14 protein-coding genes are annotated in these 16,506 nt (G+C 61.6%); 6 read left to right on the top strand and 8 right to left on the bottom strand.

Features of this window, described 5'->3' with window-relative positions:
* Positions 1-71 precede the first annotated feature (71 nt).
* Both C9383_RS13895 and C9383_RS13890 read left to right on the top strand, forming a co-directional pair.
* Positions 72-1,019, top strand: coding sequence for a LysR substrate-binding domain-containing protein (locus C9383_RS13895; RefSeq protein ID WP_090366583.1), 948 nt, complete (start codon positions 72-74; stop codon positions 1,017-1,019).
* 212 nt (positions 1,020-1,231) lie between these two features.
* Entirely contained in the window at positions 1,232-1,642 is a 411-nt protein-coding gene (locus C9383_RS13890) for an HPF/RaiA family ribosome-associated protein (protein WP_060755000.1), read from the top strand.
* A 51-nt stretch (positions 1,643-1,693) separates the two neighbouring features.
* Here the strand turns inward: C9383_RS13890 and C9383_RS13885 are convergent, their stop codons facing one another.
* A complete protein-coding gene (locus C9383_RS13885; RefSeq protein WP_090366581.1) occupies positions 1,694-3,202 on the bottom strand; it encodes an MFS transporter in 1,509 nt (502 codons plus the stop codon).
* Positions 3,203-3,307: 105 nt separating this feature from the next.
* On the opposite strand from C9383_RS13885, the gene C9383_RS13880 reads away from it, so the two are divergent.
* Positions 3,308-4,180, top strand: coding sequence for a LysR family transcriptional regulator (locus tag C9383_RS13880; protein WP_060754998.1), 873 nt, complete (start codon positions 3,308-3,310; stop codon positions 4,178-4,180).
* On the opposite strand, the gene fecA is transcribed toward C9383_RS13880, so the two are convergent.
* From fecA to C9383_RS13865, 3 genes are all read right to left on the bottom strand, one after another.
* Positions 4,177-6,513: a TonB-dependent Fe(3+) dicitrate receptor FecA gene (gene fecA / locus C9383_RS13875; protein ID WP_090366580.1), complete on the bottom strand. Its 2,337-nt coding sequence runs from the start codon at positions 6,511-6,513 to the stop codon at positions 4,177-4,179. The two genes, C9383_RS13880 and fecA, sit on opposite strands and share 4 nt — an antisense overlap.
* A gap of 91 nt (positions 6,514-6,604) precedes the next feature.
* Positions 6,605-7,546 (bottom strand): FecR domain-containing protein, encoded by a 942-nt coding sequence (locus C9383_RS13870; RefSeq protein ID WP_090366578.1) that lies wholly within the window; start codon positions 7,544-7,546, stop codon positions 6,605-6,607.
* Complete coding sequence (locus C9383_RS13865) at positions 7,543-8,031, bottom strand: sigma-70 family RNA polymerase sigma factor (protein WP_090372247.1); 489 nt, start codon at positions 8,029-8,031, stop codon at positions 7,543-7,545. The genes C9383_RS13870 and C9383_RS13865 overlap by 4 nt, the downstream gene beginning before the upstream one ends.
* 286 nt (positions 8,032-8,317) lie before the next feature.
* Between C9383_RS13865 and C9383_RS13860 the strand changes: the two genes are divergently transcribed.
* On the top strand, positions 8,318-8,896 hold the full coding sequence (locus C9383_RS13860) for an RNA polymerase sigma factor (RefSeq protein WP_090366576.1): 579 nt from the start codon (positions 8,318-8,320) through the stop codon (positions 8,894-8,896).
* Positions 8,893-9,870, top strand: a complete 978-nt coding sequence (locus C9383_RS13855) for a FecR family protein (RefSeq protein WP_090366573.1) — start codon at positions 8,893-8,895, stop codon at positions 9,868-9,870. The genes C9383_RS13860 and C9383_RS13855 overlap by 4 nt, the downstream gene beginning before the upstream one ends.
* 151 nt (positions 9,871-10,021) lie before the next feature.
* Here the strand turns inward: C9383_RS13855 and C9383_RS13850 are convergent, their stop codons facing one another.
* Positions 10,022-10,372: a glutaredoxin family protein gene (locus C9383_RS13850; RefSeq protein ID WP_060754993.1), complete on the bottom strand. Its 351-nt coding sequence runs from the start codon at positions 10,370-10,372 to the stop codon at positions 10,022-10,024.
* A complete protein-coding gene (gene yejK, locus C9383_RS13845) occupies positions 10,372-11,376 on the bottom strand; it encodes a nucleoid-associated protein YejK (RefSeq protein ID WP_090366571.1) in 1,005 nt (334 codons plus the stop codon). Before yejK ends, C9383_RS13850 begins: the two co-directional genes overlap by 1 nt.
* 398 nt (positions 11,377-11,774) lie before the next feature.
* On the opposite strand from yejK, the gene C9383_RS13840 reads away from it, so the two are divergent.
* A complete protein-coding gene (locus tag C9383_RS13840) occupies positions 11,775-12,056 on the top strand; it encodes an HU family DNA-binding protein (protein WP_003188840.1) in 282 nt (93 codons plus the stop codon).
* A gap of 202 nt (positions 12,057-12,258) precedes the next feature.
* Here C9383_RS13840 and rlmF read toward each other — a convergent pair whose 3' ends face one another.
* Both rlmF and C9383_RS13830 read right to left on the bottom strand, forming a co-directional pair.
* Positions 12,259-13,278 carry a 23S rRNA (adenine(1618)-N(6))-methyltransferase RlmF gene (gene rlmF / locus C9383_RS13835; protein ID WP_090366569.1) on the bottom strand — a complete coding sequence of 340 codons (1,020 nt, stop codon included), beginning with the start codon at positions 13,276-13,278 and terminating at the stop codon, positions 12,259-12,261.
* A gap of 177 nt (positions 13,279-13,455) precedes the next feature.
* Positions 13,456-16,302, bottom strand: a complete 2,847-nt coding sequence (locus C9383_RS13830; protein ID WP_090366567.1) for a valine--tRNA ligase — start codon at positions 16,300-16,302, stop codon at positions 13,456-13,458.
* Positions 16,303-16,506: the final 204 nt, after the last annotated feature.

The raw sequence follows: 16,506 nt of genomic DNA, 5'->3' as shown, positions 1-16,506 counted from the left end.
CGATACTGATCCTCTGGATCGGCACTGACCAACGAATTATCCTAAGAAACCCTTTAGCAGGACTAAACGCTATGACCCGCCCCCTCCATGGTCAGACCTACGTCTGGCTGCACGTGTTTTCCTGTGCGGCACGGCATCTGTCGTTCACCCGCTGCGCTGAAGAACTGCACATCACGCCGGGGGCGGTGAGCCAGCAGATCCGGCAGTTGGAGGAGCGCTTGGGGTTTCGACTGTTCCATCGCCGGGCGCGTGGGGTTGAACTCAGTGCCGAGGGCCAGCGGTTGGCGGCGACGGTGGGGGAGGCTTACGGCAGCATCGATGCCGAATTGCAGCGCTTGGACGCGGGCATGATCAGCGGCACCTTGCGCCTGCGTTCGATTCCATCATTTCTGGGCAAGTGGCTGACCCCGCGTTTGCCGCGTTTACAGCAACGCTTCCCGGATATTCAACTGCGCATGGTCGCCGAAGACAGCAGCATTGCCTTGCACGAGGGCGACTTTGACTTGGCGATCGACCTCAACGACGGCAGCTACCCAGGTTTGTTATCCACAGCCCTGCTGGACGAGCAGATATTCCCGGTGTGCGCGCCGAGCCTGCTGCGCGGCCGTCCGCCGTTACACGGACCGGCGGATCTGGCGCACTTCCCGTTGTTGCACGACATCACGGCCTGGCGTGGGAGTTATGAATACGCCGAGTGGGAGTTTTACCTGAATGCCATCGGCTACCACCTCGCCGATGTGCGACGTGGGCACACCTTCAACCGTAACCACCTGACCATCGAAGCCGCCATCGCGGGTATGGGCGTGGCGATTGCGCGGCGCACGTTGCTCAATGACGAGCTGGAACGCGGCACCTTGATTGTGCCCTTCGGTGTCGCCGTGCCCAACCACAAACGCTACGTGCTGCTGTATGCGCCGGGTGCGTTGAGCCATCCGGGCGTGCGTGCGGTGCATGATTGGCTGGTGGAGGAGGCCGAGGTTTTTCGCGGATTGCACCCGTTGGGAGAGGGGCAATTGTGAGGTTCGCAAGGTGTAGGAAGATTTAACTAACTCCCCACCCTAACAGCGTTTTTGCTCGTAGTCAGACTTAATTTGTAATGCGGGATTTATCTTTGCAAAGGGGTTGAAATGTTTCGCTGACTGCTCAATTGTGTCATCAAGAGGTCATGGTTTCACCGCACCGGTGTTGCAGTTGTGACCTCCCGCGAGCTAGCTGAAATAAGGGAAGAACTATGCAAATCCAAGTCAATAGCGATAACCATATTGAAAGCAGCATCCGACTGGAGGAGTGGGTACGTACGACCATTGAGAGCACGCTTGATCGTTATGAAGAACATCTGACCCGCGTTGAGGTTTACCTGCGCGATGAGAACGGCGACAAGCCCGGCCCCCATGATTTGAGTTGCCGGCTGGAAGCCCGGCCAAAGGGGCATCAACCGATCTCGGTCTGCGATAAAGCCGATACGCTGGAGCAGGCGATCGATGGTGCAGCCATCAAGCTTGAACATGCGTTGGAGCACCTGTTCGGCAAACTGCAAGGCAAGCCACGCGCTGCCGGGAAAAGTCTGCCGGCCAACAAAGTCGACGAGGGTGCGCTCGAAGCAGAGTTCGAAGAAAACTTGCAGGCAGCGATTAACAGCTGACCGCTCTTTCTCCCTAGCCAAACGGGCCTGCTGATGCAGGCCCGTTTTCGTTTAACGGCTGCGGAAAAAATACCGGCTCAAGAGTGCCAGGCCGCCAGCGCCGATACCGGCGAAGAGCATCGCCCAACCGGCGCCATGGCGCAGCGCCGCCTGGGCGTCCGTCACGGTCAGCCCCGGCACGTCCAGCTTGCCCGCGGCAAGATGCTGGCTGATCGCCGGCCAGTCTGCTGCTGTGGATTCGGGCAGCAAGCTGGCCAGTTGATGACTGATCCCGAGCAGCAACACCAGCCCCATCAGCGCGATATTGAGCGCCAGGGTAATCAGCCGTGCACTGAGATCGATACCCGACGCCATGCCGGCACGGTCGGCCGAGACCGAGCCGGTGGTGGTGTTGGTGGTCGGCGAATTGGTCAGCGCCAAACCCGTGCCCGCGATGACACAACTGCACAGCACCAGCACGATACTCGGTTGCTCGGTACCGTTGACCAGGGCCATGGCGATAAACCCGGCGCTCATCAAACCCAGGCCCACGGGGATGATCCGCTCCGCGCCATAGCGCAGCGCCAGGCGTTCAGCCAGCGGCGGTACCAGCAAGGTCGGCAGCGTATAGGCCAGCAGGGCGCCGCCGGTGGTCAGGGTGTCGTAGCCCAGGCCCGCCTGGAAATAGAGCGGCAAGTAGATCATGAACGGCCAGAAGCTGAAATTCATCCCGACCGAGCCCATCAACGCGCCGTTGAAACGCTGGATGCGGAACACCGAGAAGTCGAACATCGGATGCTCGCTGCGCCGCTCGATGACTACGAACAACAGCAACCCGATCAACGACAGACCAGCCCAAGCGAGCATGGCCGGTGCGCCGAAGCCGTGCTCGCTGCCTTGGGTGATGAAGTACACCAGCGCAAATACCGACAGCGTCAAGGTGAGCATGCCGGCGATGTCCAGGCGATGACCCGCCGGGTCCCGCGATTCCTGCACGCTGACCCGCAGCAGCACCAGGGTCAGCAGGGTCAGCGGCACATGCACCAGGAACACCCAGCGCCAATCCGCGATCGCCAGGATCAAGGCCCCCACCATGGGCCCGAAGCCCAGGCCCAGGCCCGCAATCACGCCCCATACCGCGAAGGCCCGCGCACGCGCCGCCGGCTCCCGGAACTGGTGCGAAAGAATGGCGAACTGACAAATCATCATGGCGCCGGCGCCCACACCCTGGACAAAACGCGCCGCGATCAGCATGGGCGCCGTATCGGCCAGCCCACAGGCCAGCGAAGCCAGGCCGAACAGCCACAAGCACAACACCAGCATGCGCCGTCGGCCAAAGCGATCGGCCAGGGTGCCCGCTGCCATCAGCACGCTGGTACAGGCCAGGGTGTAGGCGTTCATGATCCATTGGGCATCCTGGAAGCCTGTGCCCAATTGTTGTTCGAGGGTGGGCAGGATGACCGGCACGCTGGAGATTTCCAGGCCGAACATCAGTGCAACGAGGCACACAGCGGTAAGGGCGAGGCCATCTCTGGCGGTCCGTGGGGCGCTGACGGCCGATACAGCGGCGGCGGGCGGCATGGGCAATTCCTTTGGATTGAATGAGGGTTTATTCTCGCGGGAACAGGATTCTTTATTCGTGATAAGTTTTCCCTGGATAGGGGATTCAGGAGCGACAATAAAACCATGGCCACTCCACGTTTCGACGGCGTTGAACTGTTTCTGCAAATCGTCGAGAGCGGCAGCCTGACCGAAGCCGCCGAACGTCTGAACCTCACGCGCTCTGCCGTGGGCAAGGGCCTGGCGCGGCTGGAGGCGCGCTTGGGCACGTGCCTGTTGCAGCGCTCCACGCGTCGCCAGCGTCTGACGGAAGATGGGCAGGCCTATCACGAGCATTGCCTGCGTGCATTGGCCGAACTGGAAGCTGCCGAGTCGGTGCTCGAAAGCGGCCGACAACAGCCGCGTGGGCGTCTACGCGCAAGCTTGCCATTGGCGTTCGGCCACCATTATGCGGCGCCTGCCTTGTGGGGCTTGATGGACCTTTACCCGCAATTGGAGATCGAGATTTCATTCTCTGACCGGCTCACGGACCTGGTGCAGGAAGGTTTCGACGTCGCCGTGCGCATCGGACCGTTACCGGACACCGACCGTCTGAGCGCACGCCGCCTGGGTGAGCAGTCGGTCGGGTTAGCCGCTTCGCCGGCGTACTTGCAGCGTGTCGGGCCGATTGACTGTATTGATGACCTCGCCGGTCACCGAGGCATTGCCTACCGTTGCAATACGTCCTTTCGCGCTGGGGTGGCATCGATGTTGATGCTCGACGACCTCCAGGCCGTGGCCGATGCCGCGATTGCGGGCGTCGGCCTGGCCTGGTTGCCGAGCTGGTTGATTGCGCATTACGTGCTGCGTGGGCAGTTGGAAGCAGTGTTGCCGAACCACCGCGCCCAGCCTGCGCCGATCCATGTGATCTGGCCGACGGCTGCGCATATGCCCGCCAAGGTGCGCTGCGCCATCGACGCCTTGGTGGCGGGCACCCCCAGCTGCCTGGCGGGCAGTTAGAACGCGATGGAGGTTTGCACGTAGACCGTGCGCGGCTCGCCGACGTATTTGCCCTTGTTGTTGTCGTCGAACGAACGGGTGTAGTACTGCTTGTTGAAGATGTTTTTCACACCGACCGCCACGTTCAGGTCCGACAGCTGCGGGCCGAAGTCATACGCTGCGCGGCTGCTGAACAGCATGTAGCCGGGGATGCGTCCGTTGGCGCCGTCGGCACTTTCCGCCCGGGTATTGGCGTTATCGGCGAACTGGCTGCTCTGGTAGCTGCTGTCCAGGTTGAGCTTCCAGGGGCCTTCGGTGTAACCCACGCCCAGGGTGCCTTTGTGCTTGGACGAAAACGGTACGCGGTTGCCTTTGTTCGGGCCGTCTTCGCGGATGGTCGCGTCGACGTAAGCGTAGGTGGCGTAGACATCAAAGCCTGTGAGCGCCGGGCTCAACGCATCGAGGGCGTAGTTGATGCTCGATTCGATGCCCTGATGGCGCGTTTCGCCCCGGGCGATCACGGTGTCGTTGGTCTGGTTGCTGTCGTACTGGTTGTCGAAGTTGATCAGGAACGCGCCGATTTCCGCACGCAGGTTGCCATTGTCATAACGGGTACCCAGTTCCCAGGTACGGGCTTTTTCCGGCTTCACTTCGCCGCTGGCTACGCGGTTGGGCATCTGGCTGTATTGCACGCTGCCGAACGAGCCTTCGGTGTTGGCGTAGAGGTTCCAGTCTTCGGTGAGGTGGTAGAGCACGTTCAACGCCGGCAGTGCGGTGTTGTAGTCGCCCTTGTATTTGACGTTGGTCAGGTTGTTGGTTTGCTGGGACTCGATCATCTCGTAGCGCACGCCCGGCGTGATGGTCCACTTGCCGATGTCGATGCGGTCATCGACGAACAACGCGTTGGCTTCGGTGGCGCCACGCGTGTCGCGGTCATTGCGGCTGTTGGTGTCGGGCATTTGCTGGTTGGCGGTGATCGGCGTGCGGTAGCGCATTTCGTGGCCGGCTTCGCTGATGTAGCGGTAGCCGATGCCGACTTCATGGCGGCTGGGGCCGAGGTCGAAGCCTTGGGCGAATCGGGTCTCCAGGCCGCGTACCCAGTATTCGCGGGGTGACAGTGAAAGGAAGTTGCCTTGGTCCAGGTAGCCGTTACGCAAGGTGGTGGTGAAGAACGTGTTGGCGGTGAACTCGCGGCGGTCTTCCTGGTAGCGATAACCGGCGTTGAACATCGTACGGCGGCCCCAGAATTTGTCGTAGGGGCGGGTGGACTGGTACGGGTCCGCCTTGTAGTCCTTTACGTTCAAGCCGCCGGGCATATCGGCCTGGCCTTCGTAGTACTGAGCCATGGTATTGAAGCTGTTGGCGTCGTCGAGCTGGTAATTGCCCTTGAGAATCAGGTCGTCGATGCGCGTGTTGCTGTTTTCGCGCCAGTCGCCGCCACGGGTGCCGGAATACAGAATCGCGCCGCCCAGGCCGTTGTCGGCCGTGCCGCCGGCCAGCAGGTTGCCGCTGGTCTTGAAGCCATCGTGGCTGGACGACGGGCTGGTCTCGGTCTGCAAGCCACCTTTTACCGTCGGTGCATCCGGGATGGCGCGGGTCACGAAGTTGACGATGCCGCCGACGTTTTGCGGGCCATAACGCACGGCGCCGCCACCGCGTACCACGTCCACTGCATCCATGTTGCCCATGCTGATCGGGGCGAATGACAGCTGGGGTTGGCCATACGGTGCGAAGGGCACCGGAATGCCATCCATCAACACCGTGGAGCGCGAGGCCAGCCGTGGGTTGAGGCCGCGAATACCGAAGTTCAGCGCCATGTCATGGCTGCCGGTGCCGTTGTTTTCCGGAGCGTTGACGCCGGGGATGCGGTTGAGCACGTCACGGGCCTGGGTCGCGCCCTGGCGTTCGAATGCTTCGCGGCGGATCACGTCACGGGCGCCGGGGTGTTCGAACACGTTGGTTTGCTGCGCATCGCCGAGCCAGTCGCCGACGACATTGGAGGTTTGCAGTTCGACCGTCGTGGGGGCGTTGGCCGGTTGCAGGCTATAGGCATTGTTGCCCTCGGCGCGGGCTTGCAGGCCGGTGCCTTCCAGCAGTTTTTGCAAGCCGTCGGCGGCGCCGTAGTTGCCGGATAAACCCCGGCTTTGCATGCCGGCCGTCAGCTCGGAGCCGAAGGAAATCAGCACACCCGCTTCTCGCCCGAATTGGTTCAGGGCCGCTTCCAGCGAAGTCGGTGCGATGTGATAGGGCTTGGCATCGGCCGCCATCACCTGGGGTAGCACGGCGAAACTGAGGCTGGCGCCGAGCAGGAGTTGGCGCAGGGTGCGGGCGAGAGGGGTGGGTTGCTGGAACATAAAGGGCGGTCCTGAGAAGGAAGGATCAAAGTGGCTTTCCTTCTCTGTCACGCGAGGGCTGGAAAACGGCTCACGGTTGTCGAAAATATTTTCAGGCGCGTGCCTGCACGCTCACCCAGTAACGCGTGAAGCGGCGAACCTTGACCGGCAGGCTGACTTCCAGCAGATCGAGAATGCGTTCGCTGTCGTCCAGCGGATAACTGCCGGACAGCAACAGGTTGGCCACCTGCGGGTCGCAATTGAGCTGACCGCGGCGGTAGCGTCCCAGCTCGGTGAGGAAATCTTCCAGGCGCATATGCGCAGCCATCAGCATGCCATCGGCCCAGGCGCCGCTGTTGGCGTCGACGGGGCGCGGGGTGTCCCAGCCTTTGCGAGTGAAATTCACCTGGCGGCGGGCTTCGACGATCAGTGGCAGGCCGCTGTAGTGGTCGGGCATGACCTCGACGTGGCCGTCGAGTACCGCCAGTTGGGTGTGGTCGTTGAACTGGCGCACATTCAAGCGCGCCGCCTGGCTGCTGAGCAGGCCCTGGCCGGTCAGCACACGCAGGGGCGAATGACCCGCCCGGGCCGTCAGCAGCATTTCGCCGTCGAGCAGGCGGATCGAGCGCTGCCGGCCATCCATGTGCACATCCACCGCGCTGCCGGTGTTGAGCTGCAACTGGCTGCCGTCGGCCAACTGCACTTTGCGACGCTGGCCTACGGGGCTGCGATAGTCGGCACTCAGCGGCGGCAGAATGTGTTGCTGGCGCAGGCCCCAGGCCGCCGCCGAACCCGCGCCGAGGATCAGCAGCAACTTCAGCGCCTGGCGCCGGCTGTTGGACTTCGGCGCGTTCAGCGCCGCATGGGCCAGGGGCGAAGGCATGCCGCGCAGGCGTTGGTTGACTCGTTGCATATGCTCCCAGGCGCGCTGATGCTCGCTGTGGGCCGCCAGCCACTGTTGCCAGGCCGCATGCTGGCGCGGGTTGAGGCCACCTTGCTGCATTTCCATCAGCCAGTGCACGGCCTGCTCGGCGACGTGGGTCGAGAAGTTCATAGGGCAAAGTAGCAACGCATGGCTGCTTTATTCAGGTGGCGTTTGACGGTGGCAATCGAGATGCCCAGTTCCGCGCCGATTTGCGCGTAGGTCAGGCCGTCGAGCTGGGCCAGCAGGAAGGCGCGTTTGACTTGAAGCGGCAGGCCGTTGAGCAGTTGGTCCAGCTCGAGCAGGGTTTGCAGGAGGATGGCGCGTTCTTCTTCCGAAGGCGCTACGTGCTCGGGCAGTTGCGCCAAGGCGTCGAGGTAGGCGCGTTCCAGGTCCTGGCGACGGTAGTAATTGAACAGGACACGCTTGGCCACGGTGGTGAGGAAGGCGCGGGGTTCGATCAGGGTCGGGGTTTCCCGTGCGGTCAGCACCCGGATAAAGGTGTCTTGCGCCAGGTCCGCGGCACTTTCAGGGCAGCCGAGCTTGCGTCGCAACCAGCCGGTGAGCCAGCGGTGATGGTCGTGGTACAGGACTTCGACGGTGTTGGACGGCTGCAACGCGATCACTCCACGAACATTGGTGTGCGTCAGAGAACAAGAATTGTTCGCATTGTAGGTCGCGTGACAACGTTGGGCAATCCTGCAGCTCTATAAAGAACGCAGGTGATTCATCCGTTCTCTTTTGCTTATGAGAATATTTATCATTAATATCGCGCGCTGATGATCCTGGCGCCTCCCGCATGCACAGCACAACCTCACTGTCCGCTTCCTTCCGACTGGCCGCGACGCCGCGCGACCTGGCGGCCGTGATTCGGTTGGCGGTGCTGTGTTGGCGGATGCTGCCATGAGGGTCGGCACCCCACCGGAATCCCAGGACAACCCGCACACCGATGCGGCCGGTGGGCGTGCGCATTTCTTGCAGGTGTTCTTGTCCCAGCGCTCGCAGATGGAAGCGTTGGTCAGCCGCCGCGTGGGTTGCCGTGCCACGGCGGCCGACCTGGTGCAGGACCTGTTCCTGCGCTTCTGGCGCCGGCCGCTGGTGCAAGTCGAAGAACTCAGCACCTACCTGTTGCGCTGCGCGGGCAACATTGCCATCGACCATTTGCGCAGCGAAAGCGCGCGGGTGCGCAGCAACGAGGGCTGGTTGCCGGAGCAGCAGGACTACCAAGGCTGCGAGCCCCAGGCGGCACTCGAAGCGGGCAATGATTTACGCCATGTCGAAGCCGCTTTGCGCAGTTTGCCGGAGCGCACCCGGCAGATTTTCCTGCTTAACCGCATACATGGCCGCAAGTATGCGCAGATCGCCCAGGCCATGGGCTTGTCCCAAAGTGCCGTGGAAAAACATATGATGCGTGCCCTCGAAGCCTGCAAGGCCAGCCTTCGTGAACCACAGCCTCCACGCACGCCAGGGAAAGCACCGTGAACGTCACCCCCACACCCGCTCAGGAGCAGGCCGCGCTCGACTGGTTGAGCCTGTTGCACGACCAGCCCAGCAGTGGCGACCAGGCGACCTTCAGCCGGTGGTTGCGCGCCGACCCGGCGCACGTCGAGGCCTACTCCCAGGCGCAGGTGCTGTGGGAGCTGAGTGAAGTGCCGGCACGTCAACTGGCGGCTGAAGAGGCGCTGGCCTTGCAGGGCTACCTCAATGCGATGAATACCCCCAAGCGCTCACGGTTGGTGCGCTGGTCCGGTGCACTGGCGATAGCCGCGAGCCTTCTGTTGATGGTGTGCATGGGCGCAGGCTGGCAGCCGTCGCGCTGGGTCGATGACTTGGGCGCCGACTATGTGACGGCGACCGGCGAGGTGAGGACCGTCACCCTGGCCGATCAATCCCAAGTGACCCTGGATGCCGACAGCGCCATTGCCGTGGATTTCAGCCAGGGCGAGCGCCATATCCAATTGCGTCGCGGCGCCGGTTTTTTCAGCGTGACTCACACCGGCCAACCCTTTGTAGTGGGCGCCGACAGCGGTGAAGCGCGGGTGCTGGGCACGCAGTTCGAGGTGCGCCTGCAACCGGCGGGTGCCCAGGTGACGGTGCTTTCCGGGCGGGTCGCAGTGAAGTCTTCCAGGCAGGGCCAGCAACAGATTCTGACGGCAGGCCAGCAAGTGGCCTACGCCGACGGCGTCGCCGAACCCATGCACGCGGTCGACAGCGAATCACGCCTGGCCTGGCGTGACGGTTGGCTCAACTACTACAAGGCGCCCTTGGCCGATGTAGTCAAGGATCTGCGGCGTTACTACCCCGGGCGCATTCTGTTGCTCAACGACGAGATGGCCGGCAAACGTGTGAGCGGCAGCTTTCCGAGCAAAGACCCGCAAGCCGTGTTGAATGCCTTGCAGGCGGTGCTGGGGTTTGAGCAGCACGAGATTTTTGGTCGGATGATTGTATTGCGCTAGTCACACCTAAGATAAAAGCGCCGCAGTACCCCATGTGGGAGGGGGCTTGCTCCCGATTGCAGTGTGTCAGGGCCAGCTGTTCTGGCTGATTCACCGCCATCGGGAGCAAGCCCCCTCCCACATGGGGTTCTGCGGTGTTTTGTAGAATGGATTACTTCAGCGCGGCCATGATCGCGTCCGGGTTGTAGTCACGGATCAACGTGCCGTTCACGTCCACAAACGGAATTCCGCCACCTCCCAACGCCTCATATGCCTTGCGCGCCTGGGCGTCCTTCTCGATGTCGAAGGCCTGGTAGGGGATGCCTTTCTGGTCCAGGAAGCGGCGGGTCTGCTTGCAGTAGCCACACCACTCGGTGGAGTAGAGCACCACGCGCGCCGAGGCGCGTATCGGCTCCGAAACCACCTGCGAGGGGTTGAACACCCGCTCGATCTTGCCCCAGTTCTGGATTACAACCACCACCAGCAACACCAGCAAGACTTTCTTGAACACCCCGCCGAGCATCAGTTGCGGCGCTTGAGCTGGTCGGTCAGTTGGGTTGGCAGGCCCTTGATGATCAAGGTGCCGGCGGCTTCGTCGTACTCGATCTTGTCGCCCAGCAGGTGCGCCTCGAAGCTGATGGACAAGCCTTCGGCGCGGCCGGTGAAACGGCGGAACTGGTTGAGGGTGCGCTTATCCGCCGGGATTTCCGGCGACAGGCCGTAGTCCTTGTTGCGGATATGGTCGTAGAACGCTTTTGGCCGATCTTCATCGATCAAGCCCGACAGTTCTTCCAGGCCCATGGGTTCGCCGAGCTTGGCCTGGCTGCTGGCGTAATCCACCAGGGTCTTGGTTTTCTCGCGGGCGGATTCGTCCGGCAGGTCTTCGCTTTCGACGAAGTCGCTGAAGGCCTTGAGCAGGGTGCGGGTCTCGCCCGGCCCGTCGACGCCTTCCTGGCAACCGATGAAGTCGCGGAAGTACTCCGAGACCTTCTTGCCGTTCTTGCCCTTGATAAACGAGATGTACTGCTTGGATTGCTTGTTGTTCTGCCACTCGGACACATTGATCCGCGCTGCCAGGTGCAACTGGCCAAGGTCGAGGTGGCGCGACGGGGTCACGTCCAGCTCGTCGGTCACCGCCACGCCTTCACTGTGGTGCAGCAGGGCGATGGCCAGGTAATCGGTCATGCCTTGCTGGTAGTGCGCAAACAGCACGTGCCCGCCGGTGGAGAGGTTGGACTCCTCCATCAGCTTTTGCAGGTGCTCGACCGCCATCCGGCTGAAACGGGTGAAATCCTGGGCACCGTCGAAATATTCCTTCAACCAGCCGCTGAACGGGTGCGCGCCGGACTCGGCATGGAAGAACCCCCAGGCCTTGCCTTGTTTGGCGTTGTAGCTCTCGTTGAGGTCGGCAAGCATATTCTCGATGGCGGCGGATTCGGACAGCTCCGTATCGCGAGCGTGAAGAACTGCGGGTGTGCCGTCGGGTTTTTTGTCGATCAGGTGGACGATGCAATGACGGATCGGCATAGGCTTCTCGGCTGGTTGAAGGGGAGCCGGTGGCCTCCCCGAAAAGTCGCTCAGTGTACCGCACCCATTGGTCAAGACACGCTTGGAAGGCTATTTTGGATGCTCTCTGACGGGGCATATGCCTTTTTTTCACGGTTTAGAGCGATAAAGCTGACCAAATGGCTAGGTAGAGGCGGATATTTCCCCGTCTCTGTGCTAGTTTTGCCCCGTCTTACGCCAAGTCTCGGCGTTAAGCGTGCATTCAGCATCTGTCAGGTCGAACCAATCCCCGTTTCAAGCATCTATAACCCCGATCTCCGCGGTTATTAAGCCTGGGGTGCCAGGCCTAGACGGTCGGGCTCGATGGCTGACACTGCACTCTGCAATCCATATGAATTTGATAGGGAAGGAACACCACAATGGCTATTACTAAAGACCAACTGATCGCTGACCTGGCTGAAGCAGTAGACGCACCGAAAACTACCGTGCGCGCTCTGCTGGACCAACTGAGCCAAGTTGTTGCTGATCAGCTGGAAAACGGCGGCGAAATCACTCTGCCAGGCGTTGGCAAACTGAAAGTGACCGAGCGTCCTGCCCGTACTGGCCGTAACCCTTCGACTGGCGCTGCCATCGAAATCGCTGCCAAGAAAGTTATCAAGCTGGTTGTGGCCAAAGGCCTGACCGACGCTGTTAACAAGTAAGACGCAGCAAAAAAACCGTGCTCCGGAGCGATCCGGGCACGGTTTTTTATTGCCTGCGATTTGCCTTGTAGTGAGCGGGCTTGCCCGCGCTGGGTGGCGAAGCCGCCCTAAAACCGGCAATTGTGGTCAGGCTGGAGAAATGCAGTGTTTGGTATGGGGCTGCTTCGCAGCCCAGCGCGGGCAAGCCCGCTCACTACAGGGGTCAGTTGCGGACCCAGCGTTGGCGCCAGATCAGTTGTTCGTTCTTGGTCTGGAAGGTCCAGGCGACGAAACGGCTTTGTTTCTGCCCCTGGGACATCTCCACCACCTGGCTTTCCAGCGCGCCGGCCTTTTTCAGTGCTGTCTCGATTGCGGGCAGGTTCGACGCTTTTGACACCAGGGTGCTGAACCACAACACCTTGTGGGCAAAATGCGCGCTCTCGGCAATCAGCTGCGTCACAAACCGCGCTTCACCGCCTTCACACCACAACTCTGCCGATTGGCCACCGAAATTCAATACCGGCAACTTGCGCTTGGGATCCGCCTTGCCCAAGGCACGCCACTTGCGTTCGCTGCCCTTGGTGGCTTCCTCCATGGACCCATGGAACGGTGGGTTGCACATCGTCAGGTCAAAGCGCTCGCCCGGTTCCAGCAACCCCAGCAGGATCTGCTTGGGATTGGGTTGCTGGCGCAGTTGAATGACTTTGCCCAGGTCGTTGGACTGCACGATGGCCTTGGCTGCGGCCACGGCGACAGGGTCGACGTCCGAGCCCAGGAAGTTCCAGCGGTACTCCATGTAGCCAATCAGGGGGTAGACGCAGTTGGCGCCCATGCCGACGTCCAGCACCTTGACGATAGAACCGCGCGGGATCTTGCCGTCATTGGTGCTGGCCAGCAGGTCGGCGAGGAAGTGCACGTAGTCGGCGCGCCCAGGCACCGGTGGGCACAGGTAGTCGGCAGGGATGTCCCAGTGCTGGATACCATAGAAGGCCTTGAGCAGCGCCCGGTTGAAGACCCGCACCGCCTCCGGGCTGGCGAAGTCGATGCTTTCCTTGCCGTACGGGTTGATGATCACGAACTTCGCCAGTTCCGGCGTGGTCTTGATCAGCGCCGGAAAGTCGTAACGGCCTGTGTGACGGTTGCGCGGGTGCAGGGTGGCCTCTTTGCGCGGCACGACGGGTTTGGCCGTGGCTGCGGTTTTAGGCTTCTTGCGCGGAGGTTTTGGCGTACTGGGGGCGGTCATGATGATTCTGGTGTTGGCTCAAAGTGGCGAGCATTGTCACACATCCCGAGGTGATCTCGGGCAAATGTGGGAGAGGGCAGGCCCCCCTCCACCTTGATTGTATTGCCAGCCTGGAATTGGGGAGTTCCAGGCAAAAAAAAGAGACCCGAAGGTCTCTTTTTTCACACAGGTTCCGCCTTACAGGCTGGAAATCCGCGCATGCTGCTCCGCCAGCTTGCCCAGGGCCTGTTCAGCCTCGGCGAGCTTGGCGCGCTCTTTGTCGATCACTTCGGCCGGCGCCTTGTCGACAAACGCCGCGTTGGACAACTTGCCGCCCACACGCTGCACTTCGCCTTGCAGGCGGGCGATTTCCTTGTCCAGGCGTGCCAGTTCGGCGCCCTTGTCGATCAGGCCGGCCATCGGCACCAGCACTTCCATGTCGCCCACCAATGCGGTGGCGGACAGCGGTGCTTCGGCACCATCAGCCAGGACCGTGATGGACTCCAGCTTCGCCAGCTTCTTGAGCAGTGCATCGTTCTCGCTGAGGCGACGCTGATCCTCGGCGCTGGCGTTCTTGACGAACACCGCCAGTGGCTTGCCCGGCCCGATGTTCATCTCGGCGCGGATGTTGCGCGTGCCGAGCATCAGGGTCTTGAGCCATTCGATATCGCTTTCGGCCGCCTCATCGATGCGCGCTTCGTTGGCCACCGGCCAAGGTTGCAGCATGATGGTCTTGCCTTCGATACCGGCCAGCGGCGCCAGGCGCTGCCAGATTTCTTCGGTGATGAACGGCATGAACGGATGCGCCAGGCGCAGTGCCACTTCCAGCACGCGCACCAGGGTGCGACGGGTGCCACGCTGGCGTTCGATCGGCGCGTTCTCGTCCCACAGCACGGGCTTGGACAGCTCCAGGTACCAGTCGCAATACTGGTTCCAGATGAACTCGTACAAGGCCTGTGCGGCCAGGTCGAAACGGAACTGGTCAAGTTGGCGGGTGACTTCGGCTTCGGTGCGCTGCAACTGCGAGATGATCCAGCGGTCGGCCAGGCTCAGCTCGTAGGCTTCGCCGTTCTGGCCGCAGTCTTCGCCTTTATCCAGCACGTAGCGCGCCGCGTTCCAGATCTTGTTGCAGAAGTTGCGATAGCCTTCGACGCGGCCCATGTCGAACTTGATGTCGCGACCGGTGGACGCCAGCGAGCAGAAGGTGAAGCGCAGGGCATCGGTGCCGTAGCTGGCGATGCCGTCGGCAAACTCGTCGCGGGTCTGCTTCTCGATCTTCTTCGCCAGCTTCGGCTGCATCAGGCCCGAGGTGCGTTTCTGCACCAGGGTTTCCAGGTCGATGCCGTCGATGATGTCCAGCGGGTCGAGCACGTTGCCCTTGGACTTGGACATCTTCTGGCCCTGGCCATCACGCACCAGCCCGTGCACGTACACGGTCTTGAATGGTACCTGCGGCGTGCCATCTTCGTTCTTCACCAGGTGCATGGTCAGCATGATCATCCGGGCGACCCAGAAGAAAATGATGTCAAAACCGGTGACCAGCACGTCGGTAGAGTGGAATTTCTTGAGGAATTCGGTCTGCTGCGGCCAGCCCAGGGTAGAGAAGGTCCACAGGCCCGAACTGAACCAGGTGTCCAGTACGTCGTTGTCCTGTTGCAGCGCAATGTCGGCACCGAGGTTGTGCTTGGCACGCACTTCGGCTTCATCGCGGCCTACATAGACCTTGCCCGATTCGTCGTACCAGGCCGGAATGCGGTGGCCCCACCACAGTTGACGGCTGATGCACCAGTCCTGGATGTCGCGCATCCACGAGAAGTACATGTTTTCGTACTGCTTGGGCACGAACTGGATGCGGCCATCTTCCACGGCGGCGATCGCAGGTTCCGCCAGCGGTTTGGTGGACACGTACCACTGGTCGGTCAGCCACGGCTCGATCACGGTGCCGGAGCGGTCGCCCTTCGGCACTTTCAGGCCGTGGTCGTCAACGCTGACCAACAGGCCGGCGGCGTCGAAGGCGGCGACGATCTGCTTGCGTGCTTCGAAACGGTCGAGGCCCACGTATTCAGCCGGGATCTTGCCGTCAATGCTGTCGTTCAGCGTACCGTCCAGGTTGAAGACCTGGCAGGCCGGCAAGACGGCGGCATTTTTGTCGAAGATGTTCAGCAGCGGCAGGTTGTGGCGCTTGCCGACTTCGTAGTCATTGAAGTCATGGGCCGGGGTGATTTTCACGCAGCCGGTGCCGAACTCGGGGTCGCAGTAGTCGTCCGCGATAATCGGGATGCGACGGCCGACCAACGGCAGTTCGACGAACTTGCCGATCAGCGCCTGGTAGCGCTCATCGTTCGGGTTGACGGCCACGGCGGCGTCGCCAAGCATGGTTTCCGGACGGGTGGTCGCGACGATCAGGTAATCGTTGCCTTCAGCAGTCTTGGCGCCATCGGCCAGCGGATATTTGAGGTTCCACAGGAAACCTTTCTCGTCGTGGTTTTCCACTTCGAGGTCGGAAATCGCCGTGTGCAGCTTGGTGTCCCAGTTGACCAGGCGCTTGCCGCGGTAGATCAGGCCGTCTTCATGCAGGCGCACAAAGGCTTCCTTCACGGCTTCCGACAGGCCATCGTCCATGGTGAAGCGTTCGCGACTCCAGTCTACGGACGAGCCGAGGCGACGGATCTGACGGCTGATATTGCCGCCGGACTGGTCTTTCCATTCCCAGACTTTCTCGAGGAATTTCTCGCGGCCCAGGTCGTGACGGTTTTGGCCGGTGGCCTCGAGTTGGCGTTCCACCAGCATCTGGGTGGCGATACCGGCGTGGTCGGTGCCCGGCTGCCACAGGGTGTCGCGACCCTGCATACGGCGGAAACGGATCAACGCATCCATGATCGCATTGTTGAAGCCATGGCCCATGTGCAGGCTGCCAGTGACGTTCGGTGGCGGAATCATGATGGTGTAGGAATCGCCCGCGCCTTGCGGGGCGAAATAATTCTCGGATTCCCAGGTGTTGTACCAGGAAGTTTCGATGGCGTGCGGCTGGTAGGTCTTATCCATGCGCGGCGGGACCCTAGTTGGCATTAATTCAGGAAAGCCGGCAAGTATAACGGGGGATAGGGCGCAGGGCGAGGCGAAGACGGGCTTGAGGTGTATGGGGGGCAAATGTGGGAGGGGGCTTGCCCCCGATAGCAGTGGACCAGCCAGTTCAGGGGTAGCTGATACCCCGCTATCGGGAGCAAGCCCCCTCCCACAGGGGATCTT

The sequence above is a fragment of the Pseudomonas palleroniana genome, assembly GCF_003031675.1.
Taxonomy (GTDB): Bacteria; Pseudomonadota; Gammaproteobacteria; order Pseudomonadales; family Pseudomonadaceae; genus Aquipseudomonas; species Aquipseudomonas palleroniana.
The sequence above is the reverse complement of the archived record's forward strand: the minus strand, read 5'-3'. Positions and strand labels throughout refer to the sequence as shown.

Coding starts and splice junctions, on each gene's coding strand:
- C9383_RS13885 (WP_090366581.1), bottom strand. CDS start 3,202: ATGCCGCCCGCCGCCGCTGTATCGGCCGTCAGCGCCCCACGGACCGCC.
- C9383_RS13890 (WP_060755000.1), top strand. CDS start 1,232: ATGCAAATCCAAGTCAATAGCGATAACCATATTGAAAGCAGCATCCGA.
- rlmF (WP_090366569.1), bottom strand. CDS start 13,278: ATGACCGCCCCCAGTACGCCAAAACCTCCGCGCAAGAAGCCTAAAACC.
- C9383_RS13880 (WP_060754998.1), top strand. CDS start 3,308: ATGGCCACTCCACGTTTCGACGGCGTTGAACTGTTTCTGCAAATCGTC.
- C9383_RS13830 (WP_090366567.1), bottom strand. CDS start 16,302: ATGGATAAGACCTACCAGCCGCACGCCATCGAAACTTCCTGGTACAAC.
- C9383_RS13850 (WP_060754993.1), bottom strand. CDS start 10,372: ATGCTCGGCGGGGTGTTCAAGAAAGTCTTGCTGGTGTTGCTGGTGGTG.
- C9383_RS13870 (WP_090366578.1), bottom strand. CDS start 7,546: ATGAACTTCTCGACCCACGTCGCCGAGCAGGCCGTGCACTGGCTGATG.
- C9383_RS13840 (WP_003188840.1), top strand. CDS start 11,775: ATGGCTATTACTAAAGACCAACTGATCGCTGACCTGGCTGAAGCAGTA.
- yejK (WP_090366571.1), bottom strand. CDS start 11,376: ATGCCGATCCGTCATTGCATCGTCCACCTGATCGACAAAAAACCCGAC.
- fecA (WP_090366580.1), bottom strand. CDS start 6,513: ATGTTCCAGCAACCCACCCCTCTCGCCCGCACCCTGCGCCAACTCCTG.
- C9383_RS13895 (WP_090366583.1), top strand. CDS start 72: ATGACCCGCCCCCTCCATGGTCAGACCTACGTCTGGCTGCACGTGTTT.
- C9383_RS13860 (WP_090366576.1), top strand. CDS start 8,318: ATGAGGGTCGGCACCCCACCGGAATCCCAGGACAACCCGCACACCGAT.